Source organism: Vibrio gazogenes (genome assembly GCF_023920225.1).
GTDB lineage: Bacteria > Pseudomonadota > Gammaproteobacteria > Enterobacterales > Vibrionaceae > Vibrio > Vibrio gazogenes.
This window is the reverse complement of the sequence record NZ_CP092587.1, coordinates 1088114-1112046: the sequence shown is the minus strand read 5'-3', so window position 1 is coordinate 1112046 and position 23933 is coordinate 1088114. Positions and strand designations below refer to the sequence as shown.

Below are 23933 nucleotides of genomic sequence, written 5' to 3'. Positions count from 1 at the left end.
ATCTGTTCCTGTCAAAGGATGTAAGCATTTTATGTCAGATGCTCCCGAAGCTCTAGCCCAGAAATAAGATAATTTTAGATTTTTATTCTTTTAAAACATGATTTAGTGTAACTTAATAAAAAAATTCAATTATTTTCGGGGGAGCTGCCATGCAAAATATTGGGATGTCATTAAAACTTGATAATGTCTGCTACGACATTCGGGGTCCTGTACTCAAACATGCTAAACGAATGGAGGAAGAGGGACATAAAATCCTAAAACTCAATATCGGCAATCCGGCACCTTTTGGCTTTGATGCCCCTGATGAAATCCTCGTCGATGTGATCCGTAATCTGCCAACATCGCAAGGTTATTGTGACTCCAAAGGGATCTATTCTGCCCGAAAAGCGGTGGTGCAGCACTATCAGAAAAGAGGATTACGCACCCTCGATGTCGAAGATGTGTATATCGGTAACGGTGCTTCTGAGCTGATCGTCATGTCAATGCAAGCGCTGTTGAACAATGGCGATGAAATGCTAGTACCGGCGCCGGATTACCCACTGTGGACGGCCTCGATCTCGCTCTCCGGCGGGAACGCGGTGCACTATCTGTGTGATGAAGAATCAGACTGGTATCCCGATCTGGAAGACATTAAAAAGAAAATCACCCCGAACACCCGTGGTATTGTGCTGATCAACCCGAACAATCCGACAGGCGCCGTTTACAGCCGTGATTTTCTGTTGGAATTTATCGAAATTGCCCGGCAGCATAATTTGATTATCTTTGCCGATGAAATCTACGACAAAATTTTATACGACGGCGCAACCCATACACCGATCTCAACGCTCGCTGATGATGTCCTCATGGTGACATTCAACGGGCTGTCAAAAGCTTATCGTGTTTGTGGATTCAGAGGGGGCTGGATGTTCCTCACCGGTCCGAAACATCTTGCTGCGGGTTACGTCTCCGGTCTGGATATACTGGCGTCGATGCGCTTGTGTGCCAATGTACCGATGCAACATGCGATTCAAACCGCACTGGGCGGCTATCAGAGTATCAATGAACTGATTCTGCCCGGTGGCAGATTATTAGAACAGCGCGATCGCGCGTGGGAAATGATCAATCAGATTCCGGGCGTGTCCTGTGTCAAACCCAAAGGGGCGATGTATTTGTTCCCGAAAATTGATACCAAAATGTATAACATTCACGACGACCAGAAAATGGTGCTCGATTTTCTGATTCAGGAAAAAGTTTTACTGGTTCAGGGCAGCGGCTTCAATTGGCCGAAACCCGACCATTTCCGCATTGTTACACTGCCGCACGTTGAAGATCTGGAAATTGCCATCAGTCGTTTCGAGCAATTCCTCTCGACTTACCGCCAGTAAGCGACAGACCATCAGTTCATGGTGTGATCACTGACCTGAAACACCACCTCCCTGAAAAACAGATAGGCCCGAATATGATTCGGGCCTATTTACATACCAACGGATATGCCAACAACCAACCAGGATAAATCAGTCAGTATTAGCGTGGTGTCATCGACTATATTGCGATCTACCGTGTTGCTATCTACCGAGTTTAATCAGCAGCGGTGAGAGGTTGGTCTGCCACCGCAGGCTCTTGACCGCTGACGGGTACATCCGACGACAACTCGATAACCCGGTGACACACTTTATTCAACACATTATGTTCATGGCTGACCAGTAGCAACGCACAATCAATTTCCCGGGCAGCTTCTAAGATCAGCGCCAGAGTTTCCTGAGCCGTGGATGGATCTAACCGAGTAGTCGGTTCATCAGCGATCAGTAACTTGGGTTTCAACAGTAATACCCGCAAGATGGCAAACCGTTGTAATTCCCCACCGGAGACCTGACTGGCTGATTGTCGCAATAGTTTCGGATCTAAATGGAGCCGCTTCATCAACGCTTGCGGCACATCATCAGCAATCTGATAGCGACGGCAAATATCATCAACCAAAGTGCCTAAACTGACATGTGAAGCAAATGCACTCGGTGGATCCTGATAGAGTTTGAGCTTTTGCCCGACGCCCAACGGTTGCAGATATTCAATCTCCCCCGCAAGTGGAGCCCGTAAACCAAGAATCGCCTGACACAAGGTCGATTTACCGCATCCGCTTGGTCCGCGGATCCCCAACACTTCTCCGGCCCGGAGTTCAAAAGACAAATTTTCAAACAGAACCCGATTCTCAACCGCCATGGTTAATTGATGGACTCGCAATAACACCTCACCAGGCTGATGGTCATTGAGCATGGCCCAGTGACGAGGGTGCGCGTTGATCAGCTGGCGCGTATACGCATGTTGTGGCTCCGCAAGAACGGCATTGGCTTTTCCCTGCTCGACCACATCCCCCTGTTGAATCACAATGATGGTGCCACCGAGTTGTTCTGCAACTTCGATATCATGGGTGACGGTCAACAACGCCCCCTGCTGACGATACTGTTCTAGCATTGTAACCAGACGTTCACGGTTATGATCATCAAGCCCTTTGGTCGGCTCATCAGCAATCAAGATTTCACCACCACCGCTGACGGCACACACATAAGCCCCACGCTGCGCCATCCCGCCGGACAACTGAACCGGATATTTCGGCTCATGACCGCGCAGTCCGACAGAATCAAACAATCGCGATGTCTGTGCTCGGCTTGCTTGCGCATCATGGTTGCGTAACAATGCCGGCACTTCCTCCGCCTGACGGGACAACGGCATCAATGGATCAAGCGCTAATGAAGGCTCCTGAGGCAGAATGGAGAAGACCCGCCCCCATAAATTTTCCCGTTCATGAGCCGACATGGTATGCAGTGCCTGTCCTGACCACCAGATTTCCCCGCGGCTGGTAAATGACGCCGGTAATGCCCCGATAATCGCTTTCAGCAGCAAACTCTTGCCGGCTCCGGTTTCGCCAAGAATGGTCAACGATTCACCATGCGCCAATGCCAGCGAGACCGGCCCGACGACACAGTGCTCTCCCAGCCAGACAGACAATTGCCGAACTTCAAGTAATGGTGTCATGTCCGGGAACCTCGCTGTGCAAGTAGGTGGAAAGAGAAAATGAGCAGTGAAACGACCACAATCGGCTGAAGCAGCACCCAAAATCCTTGATCATAGTAACGAAACAGTTCCACCATCATCATGCCTAATTCTGCGTGTGGCGGACGTAACCCAACATACAAAAAACCAAGCGCAGCCAACGATAAAATGGCATGGCCGGCCCCAAAACAGGACAAGGTATAGACATCATTGCGGATTTCAGGCCAGATGTGACGACGGAACAAATACCAGCGACTGAATCCGAACAGACGCGACGACTCAAATGCATCCGACAATACCGCCGCCTGTGTCTCGCTACGAATCACCCGGAAATAATCCGCCCACATGGTGATTGAGATGGCAATAAACAGTAAGAAAAACGACCCCGGAAAAATCGCACCGAACAGCAACACCAGAACCAATCCCGGCAGTGCCATGACGATATTGACCAACAGCGAAAAAATACGATCGACCCAACCTTTTTGCCATCCGGCCCAGACGCCGGAAATCGTCCCGAGCAATGACGCAGTTGTCACACATAACCCGGCCATCAGCAACGAGTTCATAATCGCATCGGCAAGGCGGGCGGCATTACTGCGACCATAATGATCGGTGCCAAGAATATCGTGCCAGTTGGGTTCAGCAAACGTCAGTTCAAGCTGCTGACGGGCAATATCCCCTTTAAACCAGAGCTTTTCGATCAAAACAAACACCAACAAGATAGTCAGGATCGACAGACCGAACCATTGTGTCCGATAGAGTTTCATGCCATCCCTCCGGCAACTGAGCGACGATAGCGCGGATCAAAGTGATACTGAACTAAATCAACCCCGGTATTAATTACGACAAAAAATAATCCCATCATCAATGCCGCCCCCTGAATCACCGGTATATCCCGGCCGAATATGGCATGAGACAGCGCATGACCAATGCCCGGCCAAGAGAACAGAGATTCAATCATCACAATCCCTTCCACCAGCCCGACAGCCTGTACACCGATAAATGCCAACAGTGGTAACGTAATATTACGCTGACCATGATGCACATAAGTCTGCGATTCATTCAGACCTTTCAACCGCGCAAAATGGTAAAATGGTGCATCAAAAATTCGCTTTGCCGTATTACGGATCATTCGGTTCGACATGGCTGCCAGAGACAAAGCCAATGCCAAAGCCGGAAGCAACACATGTTCAAAACGTCCGAACCCTGCCACAGGTAATAAATCAAGTTTCAACGCAAAACATAAGATCAGCACCAGCCCGATCAAGAAGACCGGCTGTGCCCGGATGAAACTTGAAATCAGCAACGTGACCCTATCATGCCATTGCCCGGCATGGCGTGCGCAGTAAACACCGATAGGAAAAGCAATCAACAGTGACAACCCCAGTGCAACCACGGCCAGCCACAATGAATAGCCCAAATGGTGCATGATTTTCTCGGTTACCTGTTCACCGCTGACCATCGATTGACCCAGATTGAAATGAGCTAAATCCCACATCCAGCTCACATACTGCTCCCACACCGGACGATTCAGCCCCAGATCTACCGCTACACGCTGGGCTGACTCTAAATTCACATAGTCATGGCCATAACGGGCAGCAGCAATACGAAACGCCATATCTCCGGGCAAAAATTTCATCATCACAAACGTCACTGTACCGACTGACCAGCCGACAAATATCAACTGACAGAAACGTCTCAGTAATAGGTTAATCATTAATTTTCATCTCCTTGAGCCGATAATCAATCTCATACGGGTCAAAGGAGAATCCGGATACACGTTGACTAACCGCGATCAATTGATGACTGTAGGCAATCGGAATCACTGGCAGCTCATCAGCCATTATTTGTGCAACCTGCTGAGACAACTGATGGGCGACCTCCGGGTCGGATTCACTCAAAAGTTGGGTCAGGATGGCACGGATTTCTGGTGAGTCCCAGTTCATGTGGCCCCAATCACTGCCACGCGGAGAAGAGAAGTCATCATAAAGAATCGGCAGCGGGCTCCCCATCGTCCCGAAGTTACGCGCCACAAGCGCGATATCGAGCGTATTATCATGATGCTTCGCCGGAATCGCACTGGCGTTATCAATACTGACTTCAACCCGAATACCTAGCAGTGCCAACTGGCTCTGGATACTGGTTGCCAAAACAGGTAGTTCAGGACGATTGGCATAAGTAATTAACGTCAACTCGAACGGCTGACCATCACGCACCAGCCAACCCTCATCATCATAAGACCAGCCTTGTTGTATCATCAGCGTTTTAGCTTGCTGAAGATTACGCTCACGTTTGAGATGATCGACGTGCCAGTTTGACTGTGAAGGCGAAAACAGCTGATAAGCCGCTGACCCCGGTAAACGCAGCACCGTGGATGCCATCCCTTCACGGTCCAGTGCCAGACTAATCGCCTGTCGAACGGCCCGATGACGTAATTGCGGATGAGCAAGATTCAGTTTCAGTAATACCGTTCGGGGTAACGCGAATGAATGCACGGTAACCTTTTTCGATTCACTGAATCCCTCTTCGCTAATCGGATCAATCGAATAAGCGATATCCGCCTGGCCACTGCGCACTAACAATGCCCGACTTTCACTACGGTGCCCTGCCAGATAACTAACTGAATGGATATTTGCAGGCTCCCCCCAGTAATTCGGGTTTTGCGTGATTTCAATTTTATGCGGCGGTTGAGCCAGAGAGACCACATACGCACCCGTGCCAATCACGGCTGACGGTGCCTGTCCTTTATCCGTTTCCTGACCCAGCGTCGCCGGAGAAACCATTCCCAAACTATAATGTGCAAGCACACTCAATAACGGGCTGTAAGGACGCGATAACTGAATGACTAACTCATGATTGTTAACCGCAATCGACTGAACCGGTATTTGCCGAATCACACCCGGTTGCGTGCGTGCATAAGCCAAATTCTGCCGCACTGCTTCAGCATCAAGCGTTACACCATCATGAAAATGAACATCAGAACGAATGCGAAAACGCCATGTCAGGCCATCATCTGAAGGAGTCCAGTCGGCGGCCAATAATGGCTGCACCGTTCCATCAGGAAGAATGCGGGTTAAAGATTCGGTAACGCCGAGACGACTGTAAAGAAATCCATCTCTGGAAAGGTCGGTACCGTTAAACTCAAACGGCCCGGAAATGGTGAGTTGGGTATGATCCTGAGACTGACGATGTTGATATACCGCGATAGCGATGATGCAAATCACGACGACGAGCAATATTTTTTTCATACAAAATGAGTAAGTTATCATTAAATGGTATGTTATAACATATCAATACATATATGTTATTGCAATGATTTCTCATTTAACTATTGATAACGGGTCATACCTTTTTTGCCGTGATGTGAACTTAGTTCAATCGTAGTGAGAACTATTTTCATTTGTTGCAATAAGTCGATATCAAACCTTACATACCGATTATCGTATAGTAGATAGTAGAGCGCTCAATAACAGTGAATCAGGGCGACGATTCTAATTTCTGCACGATCTGGGTTTTCAGAAACAGATTAAGACCGCTATTTTTATCTTCATATCACTGTTGTTCGTTAATTTTGACACAACAGTGACCATGATTCAGAAAAGTGAAACATCGTTTCTTAATTGATCGATCTTATTGATTAATACGTATATTTTATATATGAAACAAATAACACATGGATCAATTATGAAATTCAAAATCATCTCGCTATCGATGCTTATGCTCGTAAGCCATCTGGGTTTTGCTAAAAACCTATATATTGCCCCTTACGGTTCCGACAGTCATGCCGGCACACTCTCTTCCCCATTAAAAACCATTATGGCAGCACAAGCGGCGGCTTCAGCCGGTGATACTGTCTATATCCGAGGCGGTACTTATTATTTAAACAATTCGAATATCACCCAACACCAAAGTGTTCGCGCAATCGTCAACAATATCACCAAAGACAATATTCGCTATATTAACTATGGTTCCGAGCGACCCGTCTTCGACTTCTCGAATGTCAAACCGGCTAATTATCGCAATACGGCCTTTATGGTCCGGGCGGATAACTGCGTATTTAAAGGCTTTGATGTGGTTGGTGTACAGGTCACGATTGATGATCATCACACTCAATCCGAAGCATTTATGATCAACAAAGGCAATGGTAATCGCTTTGAGAACTTAGCGATTCATGATGGTATGGCCATTGGCTGGTACTTGGTTGCCGGCAGTAACAACTACGTCCTCAATGTCGATGCATACAACAACCGTGGGTTAAACCATTACTCGGATGGTAACGTCGATGGTTTTGGGGTACACCCAACTTCATCATCCTATACCGGGAATGTCATCAGTCATTCACGTGCTTGGTTTAATAGTGACGACGGTTTTGATCTCATCAATGCTGATGCGGCAGTCACCATTGAATATAGTTGGGCTTTTTACAATGGTTATGGCCAAGACTTCACCAGATTGGGTGATGGGAATGGTTTCAAAGCAGGCGGTTATGGCCGCAACGGCAGTGCAACACCCAGTGTCATTCCACGCCACACCATTCGCTACAACTTAGCGGTACGTAACCGCTCTGCCGGTTTTTACGCCAATCACCATATCGGTGGTCAGAACTGGATCAACAACACTGCGATTCGTAACCAAAGCGCAAACTACAATATGTTATCGACGCTTGATGACAACAGAACCGATGTGAAAGGCTACGGACATTACATGCGGAATAACTTAGGATTTGATGGTCACAACGAAGTCATCAATCTGGGTAACAGCAACCAAAACGATATGATCTACAACTATTTCAACTTACCCGTTACGATCACATCAAAAGATTTTCGTCGTCTCGATGAACGTGAATTGATGTACCCGCGTCAAGCGGATGGTTCCCTCCCGAGAATCAAATACGCCCTGCTGAAACAAGGCAGTGATTTAATTGATGCCGGTATCTATGCCGGTGATGGTTATAAAGGCGTCGCACCTGATTTAGGAGCGTTTGAGTCTGATTACTGAATTTTCGACTAACCACAAAATGCAGCCTGAGTGCTGCATTTTGTGGTTCCTGTCAGCATATTCTTACAAGGACACACACCCTGTCATCCCTTTCGGCGCCGGATATCCTTACAAGGACACACACCTTGTCATCCCTTTCGGCGCCGAAGACTGGAAAGGTAAAATGTTGAATTGAAGTTTGGGACGCTCCGGCTTGATCAATGCCCTCAATATGCTCGTCTGCGCCCCAGGTACTTTTTCACGGCCGAAAAAGTACCCCAAAATGCCTAGGGTTTGAGTTCGGCACACGTAATCAGGGTCGAATTGATTCGCATCCTGCTCAGGCAATCCTGAAAAATCGTCCATGATTTTTCCCCCTGAGATCATCGATCAATTTGGCTTCATTGATTCAGTGTTTCAATGTTTCACCCCATTCAAATCAACCACCCAACCAAGAAAACCATTCCGGGTGAATGGTTAGGCTTTTACGGGCAGGACGCCTGTAAAAGCCGGTTCTGGACAACATGCCCCTAAGCCAAACAAACAAGATTTTCTGGTCACTCTTGCATCTTGGCAAGAGTGACTGGCGCACAGAGCACCACTGCCGCTGAAATCAAGAAACATCATTGTGCGTCATATTTCGGCGCCGGAGGCTGGAAAGGTAAAATGTTGAATTGAGGTTTGGGACGCTCCGGCTTGATCAATGCCCTCAATATGGTCGTCTGCGCCCCAGATACTTTTTCACGGCCGAAAAAGTACCCAAAAATGCCTAGGGTTTGAGTTCAGCGCACGTAATCAGGGTCGGATTGATTCGCATCCTGCTCAAGCAATCCTGAAAATTCGTCCTGAATTTTCCCCCCTGAGATCATCGATCAATTTGGCTTCATTGATTCAGTGTTTCACCCCATTCAAATCAACCACCCAACCAAGAAAACCATTCCGGGAGAATGGTTAGGCTTTTCCGGGCAGGACGCCTGTAAAAGCCGGTTCTGGACAACATGCATCCAAGCCAAACAAACAAGATTTTCTGGTCACTCTTGCATCTTGGCAAGAGTGACTGGCGCACAGAGCACCGCTGCCGCTGAAATCAAAAAACATCATTGTGCGTCATATTTCGGCGCCGGAGGCTGGAAAGGTAAAATGTTGAATTGAGGTTTGGGACGCTCCAGCTTGATCAAAAACTACCTTACAAGGACACACACCCTACCATCAATAGACAGAAACTATTAATATTATTTATACAATCCGTTTTACTTATTAAAGCAAATTCTTGATAATCGCCTCCATTATCCGTCTATGAGGAGAAATAGGCATGTTATCAAGAATATCAATTGCCAGAGCCATGCAATGGGGCTTTGGCATCGCCATCACCATGGTATTTGCCGTAGGTATCTACCTGATTGTCGTCATCAGTAATGTTCGCGATCACTTCAATACACTGGTCACTCATAACTTACAGGTGCAATCCGTACTTTCGGATTTGCGCTTCTACACGGTCACCTACCGTCGTTTCGCCTTGGATTACGGGCTAACCACCAGCGCAAGAGCTCACGCGGACATTCAAAAAACCATCAATGAAAACAACCGTAAAGTCGCGGCATCGTTGCAACGTTTTAGTGCCGTGGCAGATACAGCAGAAATGAAATCCTTTATGAAAACGGCACAAAACCGCATTAATGCTTATCGTGACATGCAAAACCACTACCTTTCGTTGATCGACCAAGGAGAGATAGATAAAGCACGTGCAGAAATGCTAGGCCCGATGCTCGCGCCTTTTAACACCATTGTCGATTCACTGAGTGACTTACAACAGCAGTTATTAGCGCAAGGCATAAAGATGAAAGAAGAAGAATCCAGAGCAATGGAACGTGCGATTGTGGTTGAGGCCATCGTTGGAACAATCTTGCTCCTGTTTTTGGTCGTTTTCGGCGTCTTACTGACGCGCAAGGTCAATAAGCCATTGAAAGTGCTGATTGAGCAAATGAATACGGTAGAAAAAGGGGACTTGCGCACTCGCTTAACATTAACACAATTCGCTGACGATGAATTAGGACGCGCAGCTCATTCATTTGACCAAATGCAACAAGGTATCTATCGATTGGCTGAGGGTGTGCAGCAAAATACTCAGACAGTTGAGAATGCCAGCCAAATCATGTTGGAAAGAATGGCGAATACCACAATGCGTCTCGATCAACAGAAAAGCGAGATCAGCACGGTTGCATCAGCGATGTCGCAATTACAAACGAGCTTTGCCGAAGTGGCTCAGCATACGGTGACAGCCGCGCAAAGTGCAGCAGACGTCAAAGACCATGCGATCAACAGCAAAGAGGTGATCCAAACATCGCTCAACCAAACAGAATCGCTTTCCGGCGCCATTTCTGAAGCATCTGTCGTGACTCAAGCGCTGAAAAATGACAGTGCAGGCATTGAGATGATTTCTCAAGTTATTCGCAATATTACAGAGCAAACCAATTTATTAGCACTCAATGCCGCTATCGAAGCTGCCCGGGCAGGTGAAGCCGGACGGGGTTTCGCTGTGGTTGCCAACGAGATTCGTTCCTTAGCGCAAAAAACACAAGACTCTATCGATGAGATCAATAAAACTATTAATGTCATTCAAAACCATGCCGATCAAGCCGTGAACACCATGGAAATTAGCCAAACTCAGATGCAATCAGGGCTCGAAAAAGCCCGCAGCAGCCAAGAAAGTATTGGCCATGTCATGACCTCTGCAACAACCATCGATGGTATGAGTCACATGATTGCCGCGGCAACCGAGCAACAAGTGGATGTGGCGAGAGAACTGGCTCACAGCATCAATGAGATTCACCAAATGTCTCAGGATATTTACCGGAGTGTCCACGACACTGAAAAACTCAGTGAGGATCTAAAATCCACCAGTCAGAGCTTAAGTGAGGTTTCTTCACGCTTTCAGCTTAACTAAAGCCATTGCTCGACACTGGTTAAAGTTAAAAACTGATCGTCAGACTTTGAATAACCACCGCTACAATGCGGTGGTTTGGTGCACTCAAACTCAATCAATTTAATCACATCTCTGACCGTCCCCCAAACAGTGAGACGCACCACCCCCAAATCATGTACCATAGCCGATATGTGATGATATTTGTTCATCGCCCCGTATCTCCTCAGTTGTAAAGGATAATCCAGTGAAGAAAAAACCAAGTACGTTCATGGCATGGGTCACGCGGATGCCGCTGATCAAACGTTGGGCACTGATGCACTGTTTTCAGGAAGAGAATGTCTCCGAGCATTCACATCAGGTCGCTGTCATCGCGCATTTGCTGACGGTGATTAAAAATAAACGCTTCGGCGGCAAACTGAATCCGGAAAGAGCGGCAGTGATTGCAATTTATCATGAGATCTCTGAAACCAAGCTGCAGGATATCAATTCCAAGACCAAGTACCATAGCCCGGAATTTACCGCAGCCTTTAAAAAACTTGAGGATATAGCTGAGCAAGAGTGTTTGGATACCCTGCCGGAAGACCTGCGTGATGAGTTCACCGGTTTACTGGTACAAAAATATGTCGATGCTGAGTATAAAGCCATCGTCAAAGCTGCGGATATTCTCGCGGCTTATATCAAAACTTTGAATGAGTTACGCTTTAACAACGATGAGTTCGTACATGTGAAAGAAGGGCTCGACGGAACGATTGAAAAACTCACCGCAACCATGCCCGAAGTGGCAGTATTTATGGATGTTTTCTGCGATAGCTGTACCACCACTTTCGATAAAATTTCAGGCTGAATCCTCTCATTTTGCTCAGGGGATCGTCATTGTGATCAGAAAGCGCTGCAACTGCGGCGCTTTCTGTTCGGTCCGGATGTGAAGGTGGTGTTACTTCACCACCGTATTCAATAATGCATCATCTGCGATTTCCGGTATCGTCACTCTCAGCCGCGGTTCAAGTGCCATCGCCCGTTGAATGGCAAAACGCGCACCTTCATTTCTTGCCCAGCTTCTGCGAGAAATACCATTGTTAACATCCCAGTGCAGCATTGATTTCAGCCGGGTATCGCACTCGTCAGAGCCATCCAGTACCATCCCGAATCCACCATTGATCACTTCACCCCAACCGACACCACCACCGTTATGAATACTGACCCAAGTCGCTCCCCGGAAAGCATCACCGATGACATTGTGAATCGCCATATCCGCAGTGAAACGAGACCCATCGTAAATGTTGGACGTTTCCCGATACGGCGAATCCGTACCGGATACATCATGATGATCGCGGCCAAGAATGACAGGTGCAGAGATGTCCCCACGTTTTACAGCCTGATTAAAGGCTGCGGCAATACGCATTCGCCCTTCGGCATCCGCATATAAAATCCGGGCTTGCGAACCGACCACAAGGTTGTTCTGTTCCGCCTGCCGAATCCATGACAGGTTATCGGCTATCTGCTGACGAATGTCTGCCGGTGCCTGCTGGTGCATCTCTTCCAGAATCTCTGCGGCAATCCGGTCTGTTACCGCCAGATCACGGGGATCCGATGAAGCACAGACCCAGCGGAAAGGACCGAATCCATAATCAAAACACATCGGCCCCATAATATCTTCAACATAGGAAGGATACTTAAACGAGCCGTCTGCTTTAAGAATATCAGCGCCTGCCCGACTCGCTTCCAACAGAAATGCATTGCCGTAATCGAAGAAATACATACCTTTCGCGGTTAATTGATTGATCGCCGCCACATGGCGCTTCAATGTTGCCTGCACCGCCGCTCTGAACTGCTCAGGGTCACTGGCCATCATCGCATTGGATGCTTCAAAGGTGTAACCGACCGGATAATAACCGCCCGCCCATGGATTGTGCAGTGACGTTTGATCCGACCCTAAGTCGATGTGGATATCCTCTGTAGCCAGTCGCTCCCACAAATCAACAATATTCCCCAGATAGGCCAATGAAACGGGCTGATTATCGACTTGGGCCTGCTTGATCCGTTCAATCAGTTTGTCTAAATCCGGATAAACTTCATCCACCCACCCTTGTTCATGACGCTTATAGGCCGCTTTCGGATTGATTTCAGCAACGACCCCAATGGTGTGCGCAATCACAGCAGCCTTGGGTTGAGCCCCACTCATGCCTCCCAAGCCGGAAGTCACGAACAGCGGTAGCGTGCTCGAATCCCGATCGCGTTTCATTCTGACCGCATTCATCACCGTGATGGTGGTGCCATGCACAATCCCTTGCGGACCGATATACATAAACGAGCCCGCCGTCATTTGTCCGTATTGAGTCACACCTAAGGCATTGAACTTCTCCCAATCATCCGGCTTTGAATAATTGGGGATCATCATGCCGTTGCTCACGACGACCCTCGGTGCATTGGGATGGGACGGATACAACCCCATCGGATGACCGGAATAGAGCACCAGTGTCTGTTCATCGGTCATTTCTGCCAGATATTTCATCGTCAAACGATACTGAGCCCAGTTGGAGAACACCGCACCATTACCGCCATAGGTAATCAGTTCCTGCGGATGCTGGGCGACGGCTTCATCAAGGTTGTTACTCAACATCAGCATAATCGCCGCAGCCTGCTTCGACTGATGTGGAAATGCATCAATCGAACGTGCAGTAATCGGGTAATCCGGCATCAGCCGATACATATAAATTCGGCCATAGGTCTCCAGCTCTGCATAAAACTCCGCAGCCAGTTCGGCGTGATGTTGCTTGTCGAAATAACGAAGTGCGTTCCTGACCGCGAGGATTTTTTCTTCACGGCTCAGGATCGCTTTCCTTTTCGGTGCATGGCTGAGGTTTTCATTGCGCTCGCGCTTGGGTGGTAAAGTTGCAGGAATCCCTTCTAAAATCATCGCTTTAAATGTCATATCATTTACCTTCATGTTTACCCTGCCTCAATATGTTTACCCTGCCTCAATCCTTATCTGACTTCATCCGTGGGGTGACCATGCGCTAACAGTGATTGAATCAACTGCTGTAACAGAGGCCCGACACGCTGCTGTTTGGCCGGATCCAGTCGGTATATTGTCTGCTCCGGTTGAGCGTCTGATGCATCGCTTTGAGAATGATGCGTCTGAGAGGCGTCAACAAGGTAAGTCGCTTGAGAGAGCTCCAGTTGAACTGCGTGAATCTGCGCTGAAGGCTGCCCGTAATGACGGGTGATGTATCCCCCTTTGAAACGACCATTACACACATGGGTATACGGGCTGTGTTGTACCAACTCAGCTAGGTTTTCCAGCATGGTTGCGTCACAGGCAGGGCCATTGTTATTTCCGAAATTAAAGTCAGGCAACGTCCCGTCAAACAGCATCGGCACCTGCGCGGCAATACTGTGTGCATCGAACAGGATTGCGTAGCCGTGTCGGTCACGAATCTGCGCTAACGTCTCGCTGATTTTTTGATGATAAGGCTGCCAGATTTCGGCTTTGATACGCGCTTTCGTCGCCTCATCAAACCCACCATCGATAAATACGGGCGCACCCGAGAATAAGATGTCGGGGAATAATCCGGTGGTTTTACTGGTATACAAGGGTTTATCATCGCCCGGACGATTGAGATCGACGACGTACCGAGAATAGTGGGCTTGAATGACACTGACATCCATCTCGGCCAAGAAATCATACAGCGCCGGTAAATGCCAGTCGGTATCCGGCAGTGCTTTGGCCGCATCGGTCAGTCGGGCATCCATCCCCGGCAGGAGTGCCGTTCCGCAATGAGGCATACTGACCAAGAGCGGACTCTGCCCTGGTCGAAAATGAAATGGCTGATCAATTGGCATCCACATGACTGATCACTCCCCTTTTGACTCGTGTTTTCAGTAAATCACCGCCCAGCCAGTAACTAAGCTCACCCGGGCTTGCCACATCCCAACAAACAAAATCAGCGACTTTCCCGACACTCAGTTGCCCGTGGCTCTCGGCTAAACCCAATGCTTGAGCGGCATGAATAGTTGTGGCAGCTAACGTTTCTTCGGGCGTCAGACCAAAGAGCGTACAAGCCATATTCATCATCAGACGTAGTGAAAGTACCGGAGACGTACCCGGATTGATGTCCGTTGCAACCGCCATTGGCACCTGATAGCGACGTAACAGATCGACGGGCGGACGTTGGGTTTCTTTGAGGGTGAAATAGGCGCCCGGTAACAACACGGCAACCGTGCCGGACTCACGCATTGCTGCAACATCCGTTTCAGTCATAAACTCCAGATGATCCGCTGAAAGCGCCTGAAAACGGGCTGCCAGAGTGGCGCCACCCAGCGAGGATAATTGCTCCGCATGGAGTTTCACCGGCATCCCGAAAGACTGAGCCGTACGAAAATAACGTTCCACCTGTGCCGGGCTAAATGCAATGGTTTCACAAAAGGCATCCACGGCATCGGCCAACTCACGTTGGGCGATTTCCGGCAACAGTTCATCACAGAGATAATCTATATAGGCATCGGTATGACCTTGATATTCCGGCGGCACCGCGTGAGCAGCCAGACATGTGGTCCGAATATCAACCGGATACTGTTCAGCCAGCCGATGCGCCACTTCCAGCATCTTCGCTTCATGTTCTGTTGAAAGGCCATAACCGGATTTAATTTCCAGCGTCGTCACCCCATCACACATCAGAGATTTCAGCCGCCGAGCCGCAGAAGCCAGCAATTGATCGGGGGTCTCTTGGCGCGTCGCCTGAACCGAGGCTGCAATCCCGCCGCCACGCTGGGCAATCGCTTGATAACTCATGCCGTTGAGCCGTTGCTCAAACTCATGGGCCCGATTGCCACCGAACACCAAATGCGTGTGACAATCGACTAAACCGGGCGTGACCCAACCACCATGAAAATCATGTTGTTGCTGCGCATCACAGGCAGGGAGTTCCGCTTGGGGACCTATCCACGCGATTCGCCCGTCGTGTACGCCAATTGCAGCATCTTCAATCACACTGTATTGACCATTCACCATGGTTGCTGCATCACAGCCATACCACAGTGAATCAAAATTCAGCCGTTTATTCATGATACTCCCTTGTCACACTTGGCAGTAAACCAGTCGGCATCAATTCATTATGAACGGCTTCCGTCAGCAGTCCGTTGGCTTTCTCGATATCCGCAGCGAAATAGCGGTCTTTATCGTAGAAAGGGACTCGCGCACGCAGGTCGGCACGGGCTTGCTCCAGCCGCTCGGTTGATTTCAACGGCGACCGGAAGTCTAAACCTTGTACAGCGGCCAGAATTTCAACCGCCAGAATCCCGCGCGTATTCTCCGCCATATCTTTGAGTCGTCGGGCGGCAAATGTCGCCATGGACACATGATCTTCCTGATTCGCAGACGTCGGCAGACTATCGACCGATGCCGGGTGAGCAAACGTTTTATTCTCACTGGCGAGCGCTGCCGAAGTCACTTGCGCAATCATGAACCCTGAGTTGACGCCACCGTTTTCGACCAAAAATGGCGGTAACTTACTCAGATGGCTATCGATCAACAGTGCCATCCGTCGCTCTGACAGACTGCCGATTTCAGCGATGGCAAGTGCCAGATTATCTGCCGCAAAAGCCACCGGTTCGGCATGGAAGTTCCCCCCGGAAACGATATCGCCTTGCTCAGCAAATACCAACGGGTTATCCGAGACCGCATTGGCCTCAACAATCAGTGTGCTTGCGGCATGGCGGATCTGGGTCAAACATGCGCCCATCACCTGAGGCTGGCAGCGCAGTGAATACGGGTCTTGCACTTTTTCACAATTGGAATGGGATTCTCCCAGTTCACTCTGTTCCGTCAGCAGATGACGATAAGCCGCAGCGGCATCCATCTGACCCTGATGGCCGCGGACGGCATGAATTCGCTCATCAAACGGACGACGACTGCCCAGTGCGGCTTCAACAGAAAGCGCACCACAGACAATCGCGGAGGCATAGAGATCTTCGGCGGCAAACAGCCCTTCGAGCGCAAAAGCAGTTGATGCCTGAGTACCATTCAGTAAGGCGAGCCCTTCTTTCGGTGCTAATTGGATCGGTTCCATCCCAGCAATCGCCAGTGCTGCCTGACCAGAAATAACTTCTCCTTTATAACGCGCCTGTCCTTCACCGAGCAGCACCGCACTCATATGCGCAAGGGGGGCCAAATCACCCGATGCACCGACCGAGCCTTTTTGTGGTACGCAGGGATATATTTCTTTGTTAATCAAGGCGATCATCGCTTCAATCACTGCAAGACGAATACCGGAATAGCCGCGGGCAAGGCTATTCACTTTGAGCACCATCATCAATCGGACAGTGGCATCATTCATGAATTCACCAATCCCGGCAGCATGAGACAGCACAATACTACGCTGCAATTCATCTAAATCTTCCGCAGCAATCCGGGTATTGGCTAATAAACCAAACCCAGTATTAATCCCGTAAACCGCTTGGTCTTCGACAATCACTCGATTGACCACCTCGGTACTGGCATGAATGGCGGCAATGGCCTGTCTGTCGAGTGAGATTTTGATCGGCTCTCGGCTGATTTGACGTAACTCACTGAGCGTGAGTTGTCCGGGGTGTAATGTTAATTCGGGCATGAGCTTATGTTCTCCGTCACGTACGCTTCAAGTCTGATGCCTATATCGGCTTATCATGACATTACATGTCTATACAAGTTAACAAAACAATAAAAGTAAACCGTAATCAGCGCAAGTTTTTCTTCACAAACGTCATCACAAAAAAACACATAAAAAAAAGTATCCACCGGCATAGCCGGTGGTTTTTCATATGCGCCTATAAGGCTCTCCTACTGGCAGCGCCCTAGCAGGCGCGTAGTGATCTGACATTTGCATATGACTAGTCCCTGCGGCCCGTAAACGGGCTACCTGAATACGGAATCGACAATTGCTCTCCCATTTTATCCTGCTCTAGTTGGTGCTTGATGTAATTTTGTATCTTGCTCGTATTCTTACCTACCGTATCTACATAATAACCTCGGCACCAAAATTCTCGATTTCTATATTTAAACTTCAAATCCCCGAATCGTTCATAAAGCATTAGGCTACTTTTACCTTTCAAATACCCCATAAACCCTGAAACACTCATTTTGGGCGGTATTTCTAAAAGCATGTGGATATGATCCGCGCAACATTCCGCTTCAAGAATGTTCACATTTTTCCATTCACATAGTTTCCTCAATATTTCACCTATTGCTCTACGTTTTTCTCCGTAGAACACTTGCCTTCTATATTTCGGTGCAAAGACTATGTGGTATTTACAGTTCCAGCGCGTGTGCGCTAAGCTCTTTTCGTCCCCCATTGGGACCCCCTTTCAATTCTTAATTAACTCTTGTAGTTGCCAGACCACAAGACGTTTTTATCAAATTGAAAGGGGTTATATAACTGACTTATAGCTGTAAGCTTTACGGAACCCCCAGCCTAGCTGGGGGTTTTCTCTATACAAAAAAGCAAGGCGGCTTTCCCCCTTGCTTCGCTTACCGGATCTGATTTGGATGAATCAACCGCTCATTGAATCAGCCAATCATCAACAAACGCCTTCCCGTCTGGCAAAACTGGCTCAATATGATTGCTCGAAGTGACCGAATAATTGGAATCTCGACCCCGGAGAAATCAGGCGAGCATTGGTGACGAGTTGCTCCCGACACCATGTGCGACGTTTGATTTGTAAACACGGCTCCGAGGCGTCAATGTTGAGTAATGCACATTCTGCCGGGGAGGCAAGCACCGCTTCAACCAGATGCTCGCCTTCCGTCATCGGGGCCACCTTCATCAGATAATGGTAGGCACCATTGTGCTGAAAATCCTGCTGATCATAATCAGGCGCCAGTGCCGCATTGACCACGCGATACTCGATTTGAATCGGCAGATCATTCTCGAAATGGAGAATCGTGGCACGGAAGATACGGTGATTGGTACGGACCCCAAGGTTCATCGCTTCTTCCATCGTCGCTTTTGCCAATGTGATGTCAACCAGCTCTGCGTGGTGGTGATGACCACGACTGGCTATCTCATCGGCAATATTGTGCACTTCAAACAATGCCGAATGAGATTTCTTTCTCGCGACAAAAGTACCGACCCCCTGTTGACGAATCAAAACCCCTTCATCTGTCAGTTCCCGCAGCGCACGATTGATGGTCATGCGACTGACACTTAAAGCTTTCACCATCTCTGACTCAGACGGGACTCTTTGATCCGGTTGCCATTCTCCCGTGTCTATCTGACGACAAATCGCTTGTTTGACTTTGGCATAAATCGGACCGGGTGCATCATCGATCAATTGAGACAGGTGGCACATCATCTGGGTGGTTGAATTTTCCATCTTATTTACAGCTATCCACTGACATCATAAAGACCGGATTATAGCGGAAAAATGAACCGCTTAATAGGACAGGCATAGACAAGGATGCCACTTGTATAGACAAGATGAATTCTGCTAGACTCATGAGCATCAGTGACGAGGACAGACGCGATGACTATCCACTCAGGAACCCACTCAGAAACCCGACAAGACCGCTCTTTTATTTTTGCCGAACAGGCATGGCTGCCGACTGGCTGGCAACACAATGTGCTGTTTGAAATCGTCAATGGCAACTTTGCACAGATTACGACAGAGGCGATACCACCGGATGATGTGCAACGCCTGCAAGGCCCGGTTCTGCCGACACTGGCGAATGTTCATTCACATGCTTTTCAGCGTGTCATGGCGGGCATGGCGGAAATCAGCCTCAATCCAAATGACAGCTTCTGGAGTTGGCGCGATTTAATGTACAAGATTGTCGGCCGACTCTCCCCACAACAGGTTCACGTCATCGCCACGCAGTTATACATTGATATGCTCAAAGCCGGATATACACAGGTCGGTGAGTTTCACTACCTCCACCATGATGCAGCCGGTCAGCCTTACAGCGATCCGGCCGAAATGGCTCACCAACTCCTGAATGCTGCTGATCGCACGGGGATCGGTATGACCCTGCTTCCGGCACTATACAGCTATGCGGGTTTTGGCGCTCAACCGCCACATCAAGGACAGGCGCGTTTCATTCATTCATCAGACAGTTATCTGCAACTACACCACCAACTTGCGAAAGCGCTTACGGGGACACACACCGCTAATTTTACAAGGACACACGCCGAGCTTACGAGGACACACGCCAATAACCGCCACCGACTTGGGATCTGTTTTCATTCACTACGGGCGGTCAGCCAGCAACAGATCCAAGAGGTATTAACGGAATTGGATCACGGACAGCCAATCCACATCCACATTGCTGAACAGCAGAAAGAGGTCAATGATTGCCTCAACTGGAGCCAACAGCGGCCGGTTGAGTGGCTGCACAATCATGTCGGCCTGAACGAACGCTGGTGTCTGATTCATGCCACTCACCTCAATCATAACGAAATTCAGATGATCGCTGCCAGCGGTGCCGTGGCCGGCTTGTGTCCAAGCACGGAAGCCAATCTAGGTGACGGTATCTTTCCCGGGGTAGCGTTTACCCAAGCCGGCGGACGATGGAGTATTGGCTCCGACAGTCATGTCTGTCTGTCCGCGACCGAAGAGTTACGCCTGCTGGAATATAGTCAGCGACTCCGTGACCAACAACGTAACCGTCTCTACAACCAGTCACAAACCTCCGTCGGTGATCACCTCTATACGCAGGCATTACACGGTGGCAATCAAGCTTGCGGTATCCAATTGGGGCTTGCGGTTGGATGTCGTGCCGACTTTATGGTGCTGGACGCGACCCATCCACTGTTGATGGCAAGTCAGACAACCGACCTCATCAATCGTTGGTTATTTGCCTGCCATGACAATCTGATTAAAGATGTTTTTGTCGCGGGGAAACCGTGTATTCAAGACGGCCACCACGAGTTAGAAGACAGCAGCCGCGGTCAGTTTGCCGATGTCATCAAACAGGTGATTGATTAAAAATTACAGGGAAGAAAAATTACGGGGACACACGCCTTTTCAATCACGAAAAATCATGAGCAAGTGACGAGGACACACACCAAGATAACCCGCGGCAACAACGCATTATCTTGGTGTAAGATTGAATGAACGGCTGAGATGACTTGTCAGAGATATGACTTTTCGAAGCGATTACTTCGCGACACTGTTATTTAACAAAGAATATGTTATTTGACAAAGAATAGCGTGATGCGCCCGACTTCCAAACCAAACTTGCGAATGCTGGTGACATTAAACAGATGTTTTTCGTCCTGGCGGAACAGCCAATCATCGAAGGAAACCGTGATTTCACTATCGTCCGTTTTGAGCAGAAAATCATATTGCCACTGTAATGCATTCCCCATCTCCTGCCCTGTCGCAACGCCGATAATATCGTCGGCTCGCCCTTGATAATGTCCGTCAACGCTGCGGGTAATCGTCCAGATACGCTGATTCTTTTCACCATCATCAAACACAAAATCTTCGACCAAAGTCAGTGTGTCACCGGTGACTGTCCCTTTAATTTTGACCTCAAAGCGGCGGGTCTGCTTGCCGCTATAATCCTGTACCATGCCCCATGCATGCGTTTCTCCCTGAAAATAACCAAACAGATCAAAAGCAGGTTGGCTGGCTTGGTACGCTTTTAAATCGGCTGAACAACCGGCAATGAGCATCAACATGACCAGCGATAACACGTTCAATATATGTCTCATTGTTTTATTCCTATGAGTTGATTACGAAGTTTCGGATATTCGGCTTTCGGTGACAGCCAAATTGACAAAAATGCGTCATTCATCTGTTGATTTTCCACTTTGCCAAGTAAACGTTGTTGCCCCTGCTGATTGAGGTAATACAGCTGCCCGGTACGACCATCAGAGACATAGACCAAACGCTCACCCGTGTTAACGCTGGGCATTATTTCGGCCAGCAACGTTAACCATGCGTTGGTTTGCACCGTGTCATAGCCCAATCTCTCCCACTGGGCTTGTGTCTCCTCAAGCAAATCTTTGCTGCTGATATCACGCAAGTAGCGAATCTCTAACGCCACGGGATGCGGTGTTACATCATTCGGGACTTGCGCGTAGTGGCCGTCCGGTGTACGAAGCTGTGATGAATAAATATCGAACCACAACCAAGATAAAGTTGCCTGACCGATAACCGGCCAGTCGGCCCATGATGCTGATGACTTCTCCTTCTCTTCAGCACCGTTAACGGTGGCGGTCCAGAGGATCACGGTCAGATGCAGTGTTGCGGTTAAACGTGGGGTTAGCATTTCTAAACACCTTCATCAATAGCAAAGATAGTCCGAACCATTCCAAGAACAAAGCGAACACCGCCCCTTCTACAGACCATGCAAATTGCACGGCGCCAAAACGATACCCCGCCCAATAACTCAATGCGCCGCCCAAAGCTGTTGCGCTAAAAACGAGTAAAGACGGTAGATGGCTGAAAACCGGAATAGCGAAGCTGGCAAACCAAGCAAAGGCAAACCATAACCCGATCAGCCAGATCGGCAGAGAGGATGTGGTAAAAGAAAACAGCCCGACATGGAGGTTGACATAATCGAGCGTAATGCCGATGGCTGCCACCGTCATGATGCGTCCGAGCACCAAGGGGAATCGTAACGCGGTGTACGCCATGGTGACCGTTACCAAGCCAATGGTAAGCCACTGCAAACGCGCCTGTCCTAATACGGCGAGTAGCCAGAGTGCTTCAAACCACAATGAAATCAGCAGGAAGCGATGCATCACAGTGCCCGCTGTAGCGTCATATGAATGGTGCTGATGGTGCGCGCTTTAAAGCCGCCTTCGCAGTAACACAGATAATAACGCCACATGCGGACAAAGCGTTCGTCGTAACCCAGTGACTTCACTTTGTTCAAGGACGCTTCAAAACGATGACGCCAGTCAGCCAGTGTCTGGGCGTAGTCGAGCCCTAGGTCAAACATATCACGGACGATGAAATCCGTATGCTGCGTCGCCATTTGGGTCAGGACGGTAATCGAGGGCAAAAATCCACCGGGGAAGATATATTTCTGAATGAAATCCACGTTGTTGCTGTAGTCGTCAAAACGCTGATCGGCAATGGTTATCGCCTGAATCGCCATCCGTCCGCCGGGTTTGAGCAGCGACTGACATTTTGCAATATAAGATGGCAGATAGGATTTCCCGACCGCTTCAATCATTTCGATCGACACCAGTTTATCAAACTGCCCGTCAAGCAAGCGGTAATCTTGTTTAAGTAAGGTAATCAGCTCACCAAGCCCCAAACGCTGAATCTCGGCCTGCGCATACGCATACTGCTGTTCCGATATCGTGGTGGTCGTGACTCGGCATCCGTAATGTTGCGCCATATAAATCGCCATCGCCCCCCACCCAGTACCAATTTCAATCACGTGATCATTGGCTGTCAGTTGCAATTGCTGGCACAAACGATCCATTTTCTGCATTTGTGCCTGTTCCAGTGAATCGTTAGTGTTGAGGTAGAGCGCACTAGAGTAGAGCATCCGTTGGTCAAGAAATGTCTGATACAAGTCATTACCCAAATCGTAGTGGGCTTCGATGTTTTGCTTGGCACGTCCAATCGAGTTGCGCTTCAACCAATGACTCACTTTATTCATCGCTCGGACAAGCACGCTGCTTTGTGCTTCCAACTGATCCAGTGCATTTAAGTTACGCGCCATCAGTTCAGTCACAGCCGTCAGATTGGGAGAGTCCCACCAACCATCCATATATGCTTCTGCTGCTGCAATGCTACCGCCTTTCAGCACGCTGGCATAAAAATCAGGATGATTGACCCGAATATGGGCCTGTGGCTGATCGTCATGTGCAAACCCAAATTGTTCCATCGTGCCTTGGTTCGAAACATTCTGGTTAAAAATACCCGACTGTCCTGCAAAATTTTCTTCCAATATCAGGCTGCCAATTTTTATCAGGCGGAGGGATTTCAGCACCATGGTTCGGGCACCTTGCTGCCACGACGTCAGTGATTGAGGCATCTCTAATGAAGGCGAATTGAACATTGCGCGTTC

22 protein-coding genes are annotated in these 23933 nt (G+C 48.8%); 6 read left to right on the top strand and 16 right to left on the bottom strand.

Annotation, left to right across the window (positions count from 1 at the left end):
* The first annotated feature begins 149 nt into the window (after nucleotides 1-149).
* On the top strand, nucleotides 150-1364 hold the full coding sequence (locus tag MKS89_RS05120; protein ID WP_072962476.1) for a pyridoxal phosphate-dependent aminotransferase: 1215 nt from the start codon (nucleotides 150-152) through the stop codon (nucleotides 1362-1364).
* A gap of 193 nt (nucleotides 1365-1557) precedes the next feature.
* Here MKS89_RS05120 and MKS89_RS05115 read toward each other — a convergent pair whose 3' ends face one another.
* From MKS89_RS05115 to MKS89_RS05100, 4 genes are read right to left on the bottom strand one after another with little or no spacing between them, the layout of a single operon-like run.
* Nucleotides 1558-3009 carry an ABC transporter ATP-binding protein gene (locus MKS89_RS05115; protein WP_072962473.1) on the bottom strand — a complete coding sequence of 484 codons (1452 nt, stop codon included), beginning with the start codon at nucleotides 3007-3009 and terminating at the stop codon, nucleotides 1558-1560.
* On the bottom strand, nucleotides 3006-3794 hold the full coding sequence (locus tag MKS89_RS05110) for an ABC transporter permease (protein WP_072962471.1): 789 nt from the start codon (nucleotides 3792-3794) through the stop codon (nucleotides 3006-3008). Before MKS89_RS05110 ends, MKS89_RS05115 begins: the two co-directional genes overlap by 4 nt.
* Complete coding sequence (locus tag MKS89_RS05105; protein ID WP_072962469.1) at nucleotides 3791-4744, bottom strand: ABC transporter permease; 954 nt, start codon at nucleotides 4742-4744, stop codon at nucleotides 3791-3793. Before MKS89_RS05105 ends, MKS89_RS05110 begins: the two co-directional genes overlap by 4 nt.
* A complete protein-coding gene (locus MKS89_RS05100; RefSeq protein WP_072962467.1) occupies nucleotides 4737-6275 on the bottom strand; it encodes an ABC transporter substrate-binding protein in 1539 nt (512 codons plus the stop codon). The genes MKS89_RS05105 and MKS89_RS05100 overlap by 8 nt, the downstream gene beginning before the upstream one ends.
* Before the next feature lie 436 nt (nucleotides 6276-6711).
* Between MKS89_RS05100 and MKS89_RS05095 the strand changes: the two genes are divergently transcribed.
* Complete coding sequence (locus MKS89_RS05095; RefSeq protein ID WP_072962464.1) at nucleotides 6712-8025, top strand: right-handed parallel beta-helix repeat-containing protein; 1314 nt, start codon at nucleotides 6712-6714, stop codon at nucleotides 8023-8025.
* 108 nt (nucleotides 8026-8133) lie between these two features.
* Here MKS89_RS05095 and MKS89_RS05090 read toward each other — a convergent pair whose 3' ends face one another.
* Complete coding sequence (locus MKS89_RS05090; protein ID WP_131814945.1) at nucleotides 8134-8370, bottom strand: hypothetical protein; 237 nt, start codon at nucleotides 8368-8370, stop codon at nucleotides 8134-8136.
* Nucleotides 8371-8898: 528 nt separating this feature from the next.
* Here MKS89_RS05090 and MKS89_RS05085 point away from each other — a divergent pair.
* Together MKS89_RS05085 and MKS89_RS05080 are read left to right on the top strand one after the other, a co-directional pair.
* A complete protein-coding gene (locus MKS89_RS05085) occupies nucleotides 8899-9156 on the top strand; it encodes a hypothetical protein (RefSeq protein WP_072962459.1) in 258 nt (85 codons plus the stop codon).
* Nucleotides 9157-9316: 160 nt separating this feature from the next.
* Complete coding sequence (locus tag MKS89_RS05080; RefSeq protein WP_072962457.1) at nucleotides 9317-10948, top strand: methyl-accepting chemotaxis protein; 1632 nt, start codon at nucleotides 9317-9319, stop codon at nucleotides 10946-10948.
* Here the strand turns inward: MKS89_RS05080 and MKS89_RS05075 are convergent.
* Nucleotides 10945-11136, bottom strand: coding sequence for a hypothetical protein (locus MKS89_RS05075; RefSeq protein ID WP_072962454.1), 192 nt, complete (start codon nucleotides 11134-11136; stop codon nucleotides 10945-10947). The two genes, MKS89_RS05080 and MKS89_RS05075, sit on opposite strands and share 4 nt — an antisense overlap.
* A gap of 35 nt (nucleotides 11137-11171) precedes the next feature.
* Here MKS89_RS05075 and yfbR point away from each other — a divergent pair, with 35 nt between their 5' ends.
* On the top strand, nucleotides 11172-11771 hold the full coding sequence (gene yfbR / locus MKS89_RS05070) for a 5'-deoxynucleotidase (RefSeq protein WP_072962451.1): 600 nt from the start codon (nucleotides 11172-11174) through the stop codon (nucleotides 11769-11771).
* 90 nt (nucleotides 11772-11861) lie between these two features.
* Here yfbR and hutU read toward each other — a convergent pair whose 3' ends face one another.
* From hutU to hutC, 6 genes are all read right to left on the bottom strand, one after another.
* Nucleotides 11862-13859, bottom strand: a complete 1998-nt coding sequence (gene hutU, locus MKS89_RS05065; RefSeq protein ID WP_072962593.1) for a urocanate hydratase — start codon at nucleotides 13857-13859, stop codon at nucleotides 11862-11864.
* Nucleotides 13860-13912: 53 nt separating this feature from the next.
* Nucleotides 13913-14776 (bottom strand): N-formylglutamate deformylase, encoded by an 864-nt coding sequence (hutG, locus tag MKS89_RS05060; RefSeq protein ID WP_205409074.1) that lies wholly within the window; start codon nucleotides 14774-14776, stop codon nucleotides 13913-13915.
* A complete protein-coding gene (hutI, locus tag MKS89_RS05055) occupies nucleotides 14760-15992 on the bottom strand; it encodes an imidazolonepropionase (protein ID WP_072962450.1) in 1233 nt (410 codons plus the stop codon). Before hutI ends, hutG begins: the two co-directional genes overlap by 17 nt.
* Nucleotides 15985-17535 (bottom strand): histidine ammonia-lyase, encoded by a 1551-nt coding sequence (gene hutH, locus MKS89_RS05050; protein WP_072962448.1) that lies wholly within the window; start codon nucleotides 17533-17535, stop codon nucleotides 15985-15987. Before hutH ends, hutI begins: the two co-directional genes overlap by 8 nt.
* Before the next feature lie 259 nt (nucleotides 17536-17794).
* Complete coding sequence (gene tnpA / locus MKS89_RS05045) at nucleotides 17795-18256, bottom strand: IS200/IS605 family transposase (protein ID WP_252518336.1); 462 nt, start codon at nucleotides 18254-18256, stop codon at nucleotides 17795-17797.
* A 258-nt stretch (nucleotides 18257-18514) separates the two neighbouring features.
* Nucleotides 18515-19276 (bottom strand): histidine utilization transcriptional repressor HutC, encoded by a 762-nt coding sequence (hutC, locus tag MKS89_RS05040; RefSeq protein ID WP_072963763.1) that lies wholly within the window; start codon nucleotides 19274-19276, stop codon nucleotides 18515-18517.
* 150 nt (nucleotides 19277-19426) lie between these two features.
* On the opposite strand from hutC, the gene MKS89_RS05035 reads away from it, so the two are divergent.
* Complete coding sequence (locus MKS89_RS05035) at nucleotides 19427-20884, top strand: formimidoylglutamate deiminase (protein ID WP_072963760.1); 1458 nt, start codon at nucleotides 19427-19429, stop codon at nucleotides 20882-20884.
* Between the two features lie 206 nt (nucleotides 20885-21090).
* Here MKS89_RS05035 and MKS89_RS05030 read toward each other — a convergent pair whose 3' ends face one another.
* Genes MKS89_RS05030 through MKS89_RS05015 form a run of 4 tightly spaced genes read right to left on the bottom strand, consistent with a single transcriptional unit; the run spans nucleotide 21091 to nucleotide 23924 of the window.
* The gene (locus MKS89_RS05030; RefSeq protein ID WP_072963757.1) at nucleotides 21091-21615 is read right to left on the bottom strand and encodes a DUF3833 domain-containing protein; all 525 of its coding nucleotides are present in this window, start codon (nucleotides 21613-21615) and stop codon (nucleotides 21091-21093) included.
* On the bottom strand, nucleotides 21612-22175 hold the full coding sequence (locus MKS89_RS05025) for a chalcone isomerase family protein (protein WP_072963754.1): 564 nt from the start codon (nucleotides 22173-22175) through the stop codon (nucleotides 21612-21614). Before MKS89_RS05025 ends, MKS89_RS05030 begins: the two co-directional genes overlap by 4 nt.
* On the bottom strand, nucleotides 22111-22650 hold the full coding sequence (locus MKS89_RS05020; RefSeq protein WP_072963751.1) for a DUF2878 domain-containing protein: 540 nt from the start codon (nucleotides 22648-22650) through the stop codon (nucleotides 22111-22113). Before MKS89_RS05020 ends, MKS89_RS05025 begins: the two co-directional genes overlap by 65 nt.
* Complete coding sequence (locus MKS89_RS05015) at nucleotides 22650-23924, bottom strand: SAM-dependent methyltransferase (protein WP_072963749.1); 1275 nt, start codon at nucleotides 23922-23924, stop codon at nucleotides 22650-22652. The genes MKS89_RS05020 and MKS89_RS05015 overlap by 1 nt, the downstream gene beginning before the upstream one ends.
* Nucleotides 23925-23933: the final 9 nt, after the last annotated feature.

Bases quoted from the DNA above. Each gene is read 5' to 3' on its own strand.
- hutU (WP_072962593.1), bottom strand. From the start codon at position 13,859: ATGACATTTAAAGCGATGATTTTAGAAGGGATTCCTGCAACTTTACCA.
- MKS89_RS05120 (WP_072962476.1), top strand. From the start codon at position 150: ATGCAAAATATTGGGATGTCATTAAAACTTGATAATGTCTGCTACGAC.
- tnpA (WP_252518336.1), bottom strand. From the start codon at position 18,256: ATGGGGGACGAAAAGAGCTTAGCGCACACGCGCTGGAACTGTAAATAC.
- MKS89_RS05100 (WP_072962467.1), bottom strand. From the start codon at position 6,275: ATGAAAAAAATATTGCTCGTCGTCGTGATTTGCATCATCGCTATCGCG.
- MKS89_RS05115 (WP_072962473.1), bottom strand. From the start codon at position 3,009: ATGACACCATTACTTGAAGTTCGGCAATTGTCTGTCTGGCTGGGAGAG.
- hutH (WP_072962448.1), bottom strand. From the start codon at position 17,535: ATGCCCGAATTAACATTACACCCCGGACAACTCACGCTCAGTGAGTTA.
- MKS89_RS05090 (WP_131814945.1), bottom strand. From the start codon at position 8,370: ATGGACGATTTTTCAGGATTGCCTGAGCAGGATGCGAATCAATTCGAC.
- MKS89_RS05105 (WP_072962469.1), bottom strand. From the start codon at position 4,744: ATGATTAACCTATTACTGAGACGTTTCTGTCAGTTGATATTTGTCGGC.
- hutI (WP_072962450.1), bottom strand. From the start codon at position 15,992: ATGAATAAACGGCTGAATTTTGATTCACTGTGGTATGGCTGTGATGCA.
- MKS89_RS05015 (WP_072963749.1), bottom strand. From the start codon at position 23,924: ATGTTCAATTCGCCTTCATTAGAGATGCCTCAATCACTGACGTCGTGG.
- MKS89_RS05030 (WP_072963757.1), bottom strand. From the start codon at position 21,615: ATGAGACATATATTGAACGTGTTATCGCTGGTCATGTTGATGCTCATT.
- MKS89_RS05025 (WP_072963754.1), bottom strand. From the start codon at position 22,175: ATGCTAACCCCACGTTTAACCGCAACACTGCATCTGACCGTGATCCTC.
- MKS89_RS05035 (WP_072963760.1), top strand. From the start codon at position 19,427: ATGACTATCCACTCAGGAACCCACTCAGAAACCCGACAAGACCGCTCT.
- MKS89_RS05020 (WP_072963751.1), bottom strand. From the start codon at position 22,650: ATGCATCGCTTCCTGCTGATTTCATTGTGGTTTGAAGCACTCTGGCTA.
- hutC (WP_072963763.1), bottom strand. From the start codon at position 19,276: ATGGAAAATTCAACCACCCAGATGATGTGCCACCTGTCTCAATTGATC.
- MKS89_RS05095 (WP_072962464.1), top strand. From the start codon at position 6,712: ATGAAATTCAAAATCATCTCGCTATCGATGCTTATGCTCGTAAGCCAT.
- hutG (WP_205409074.1), bottom strand. From the start codon at position 14,776: ATGTGGATGCCAATTGATCAGCCATTTCATTTTCGACCAGGGCAGAGT.
- MKS89_RS05080 (WP_072962457.1), top strand. From the start codon at position 9,317: ATGTTATCAAGAATATCAATTGCCAGAGCCATGCAATGGGGCTTTGGC.
- MKS89_RS05075 (WP_072962454.1), bottom strand. From the start codon at position 11,136: ATGAACAAATATCATCACATATCGGCTATGGTACATGATTTGGGGGTG.
- MKS89_RS05110 (WP_072962471.1), bottom strand. From the start codon at position 3,794: ATGAAACTCTATCGGACACAATGGTTCGGTCTGTCGATCCTGACTATC.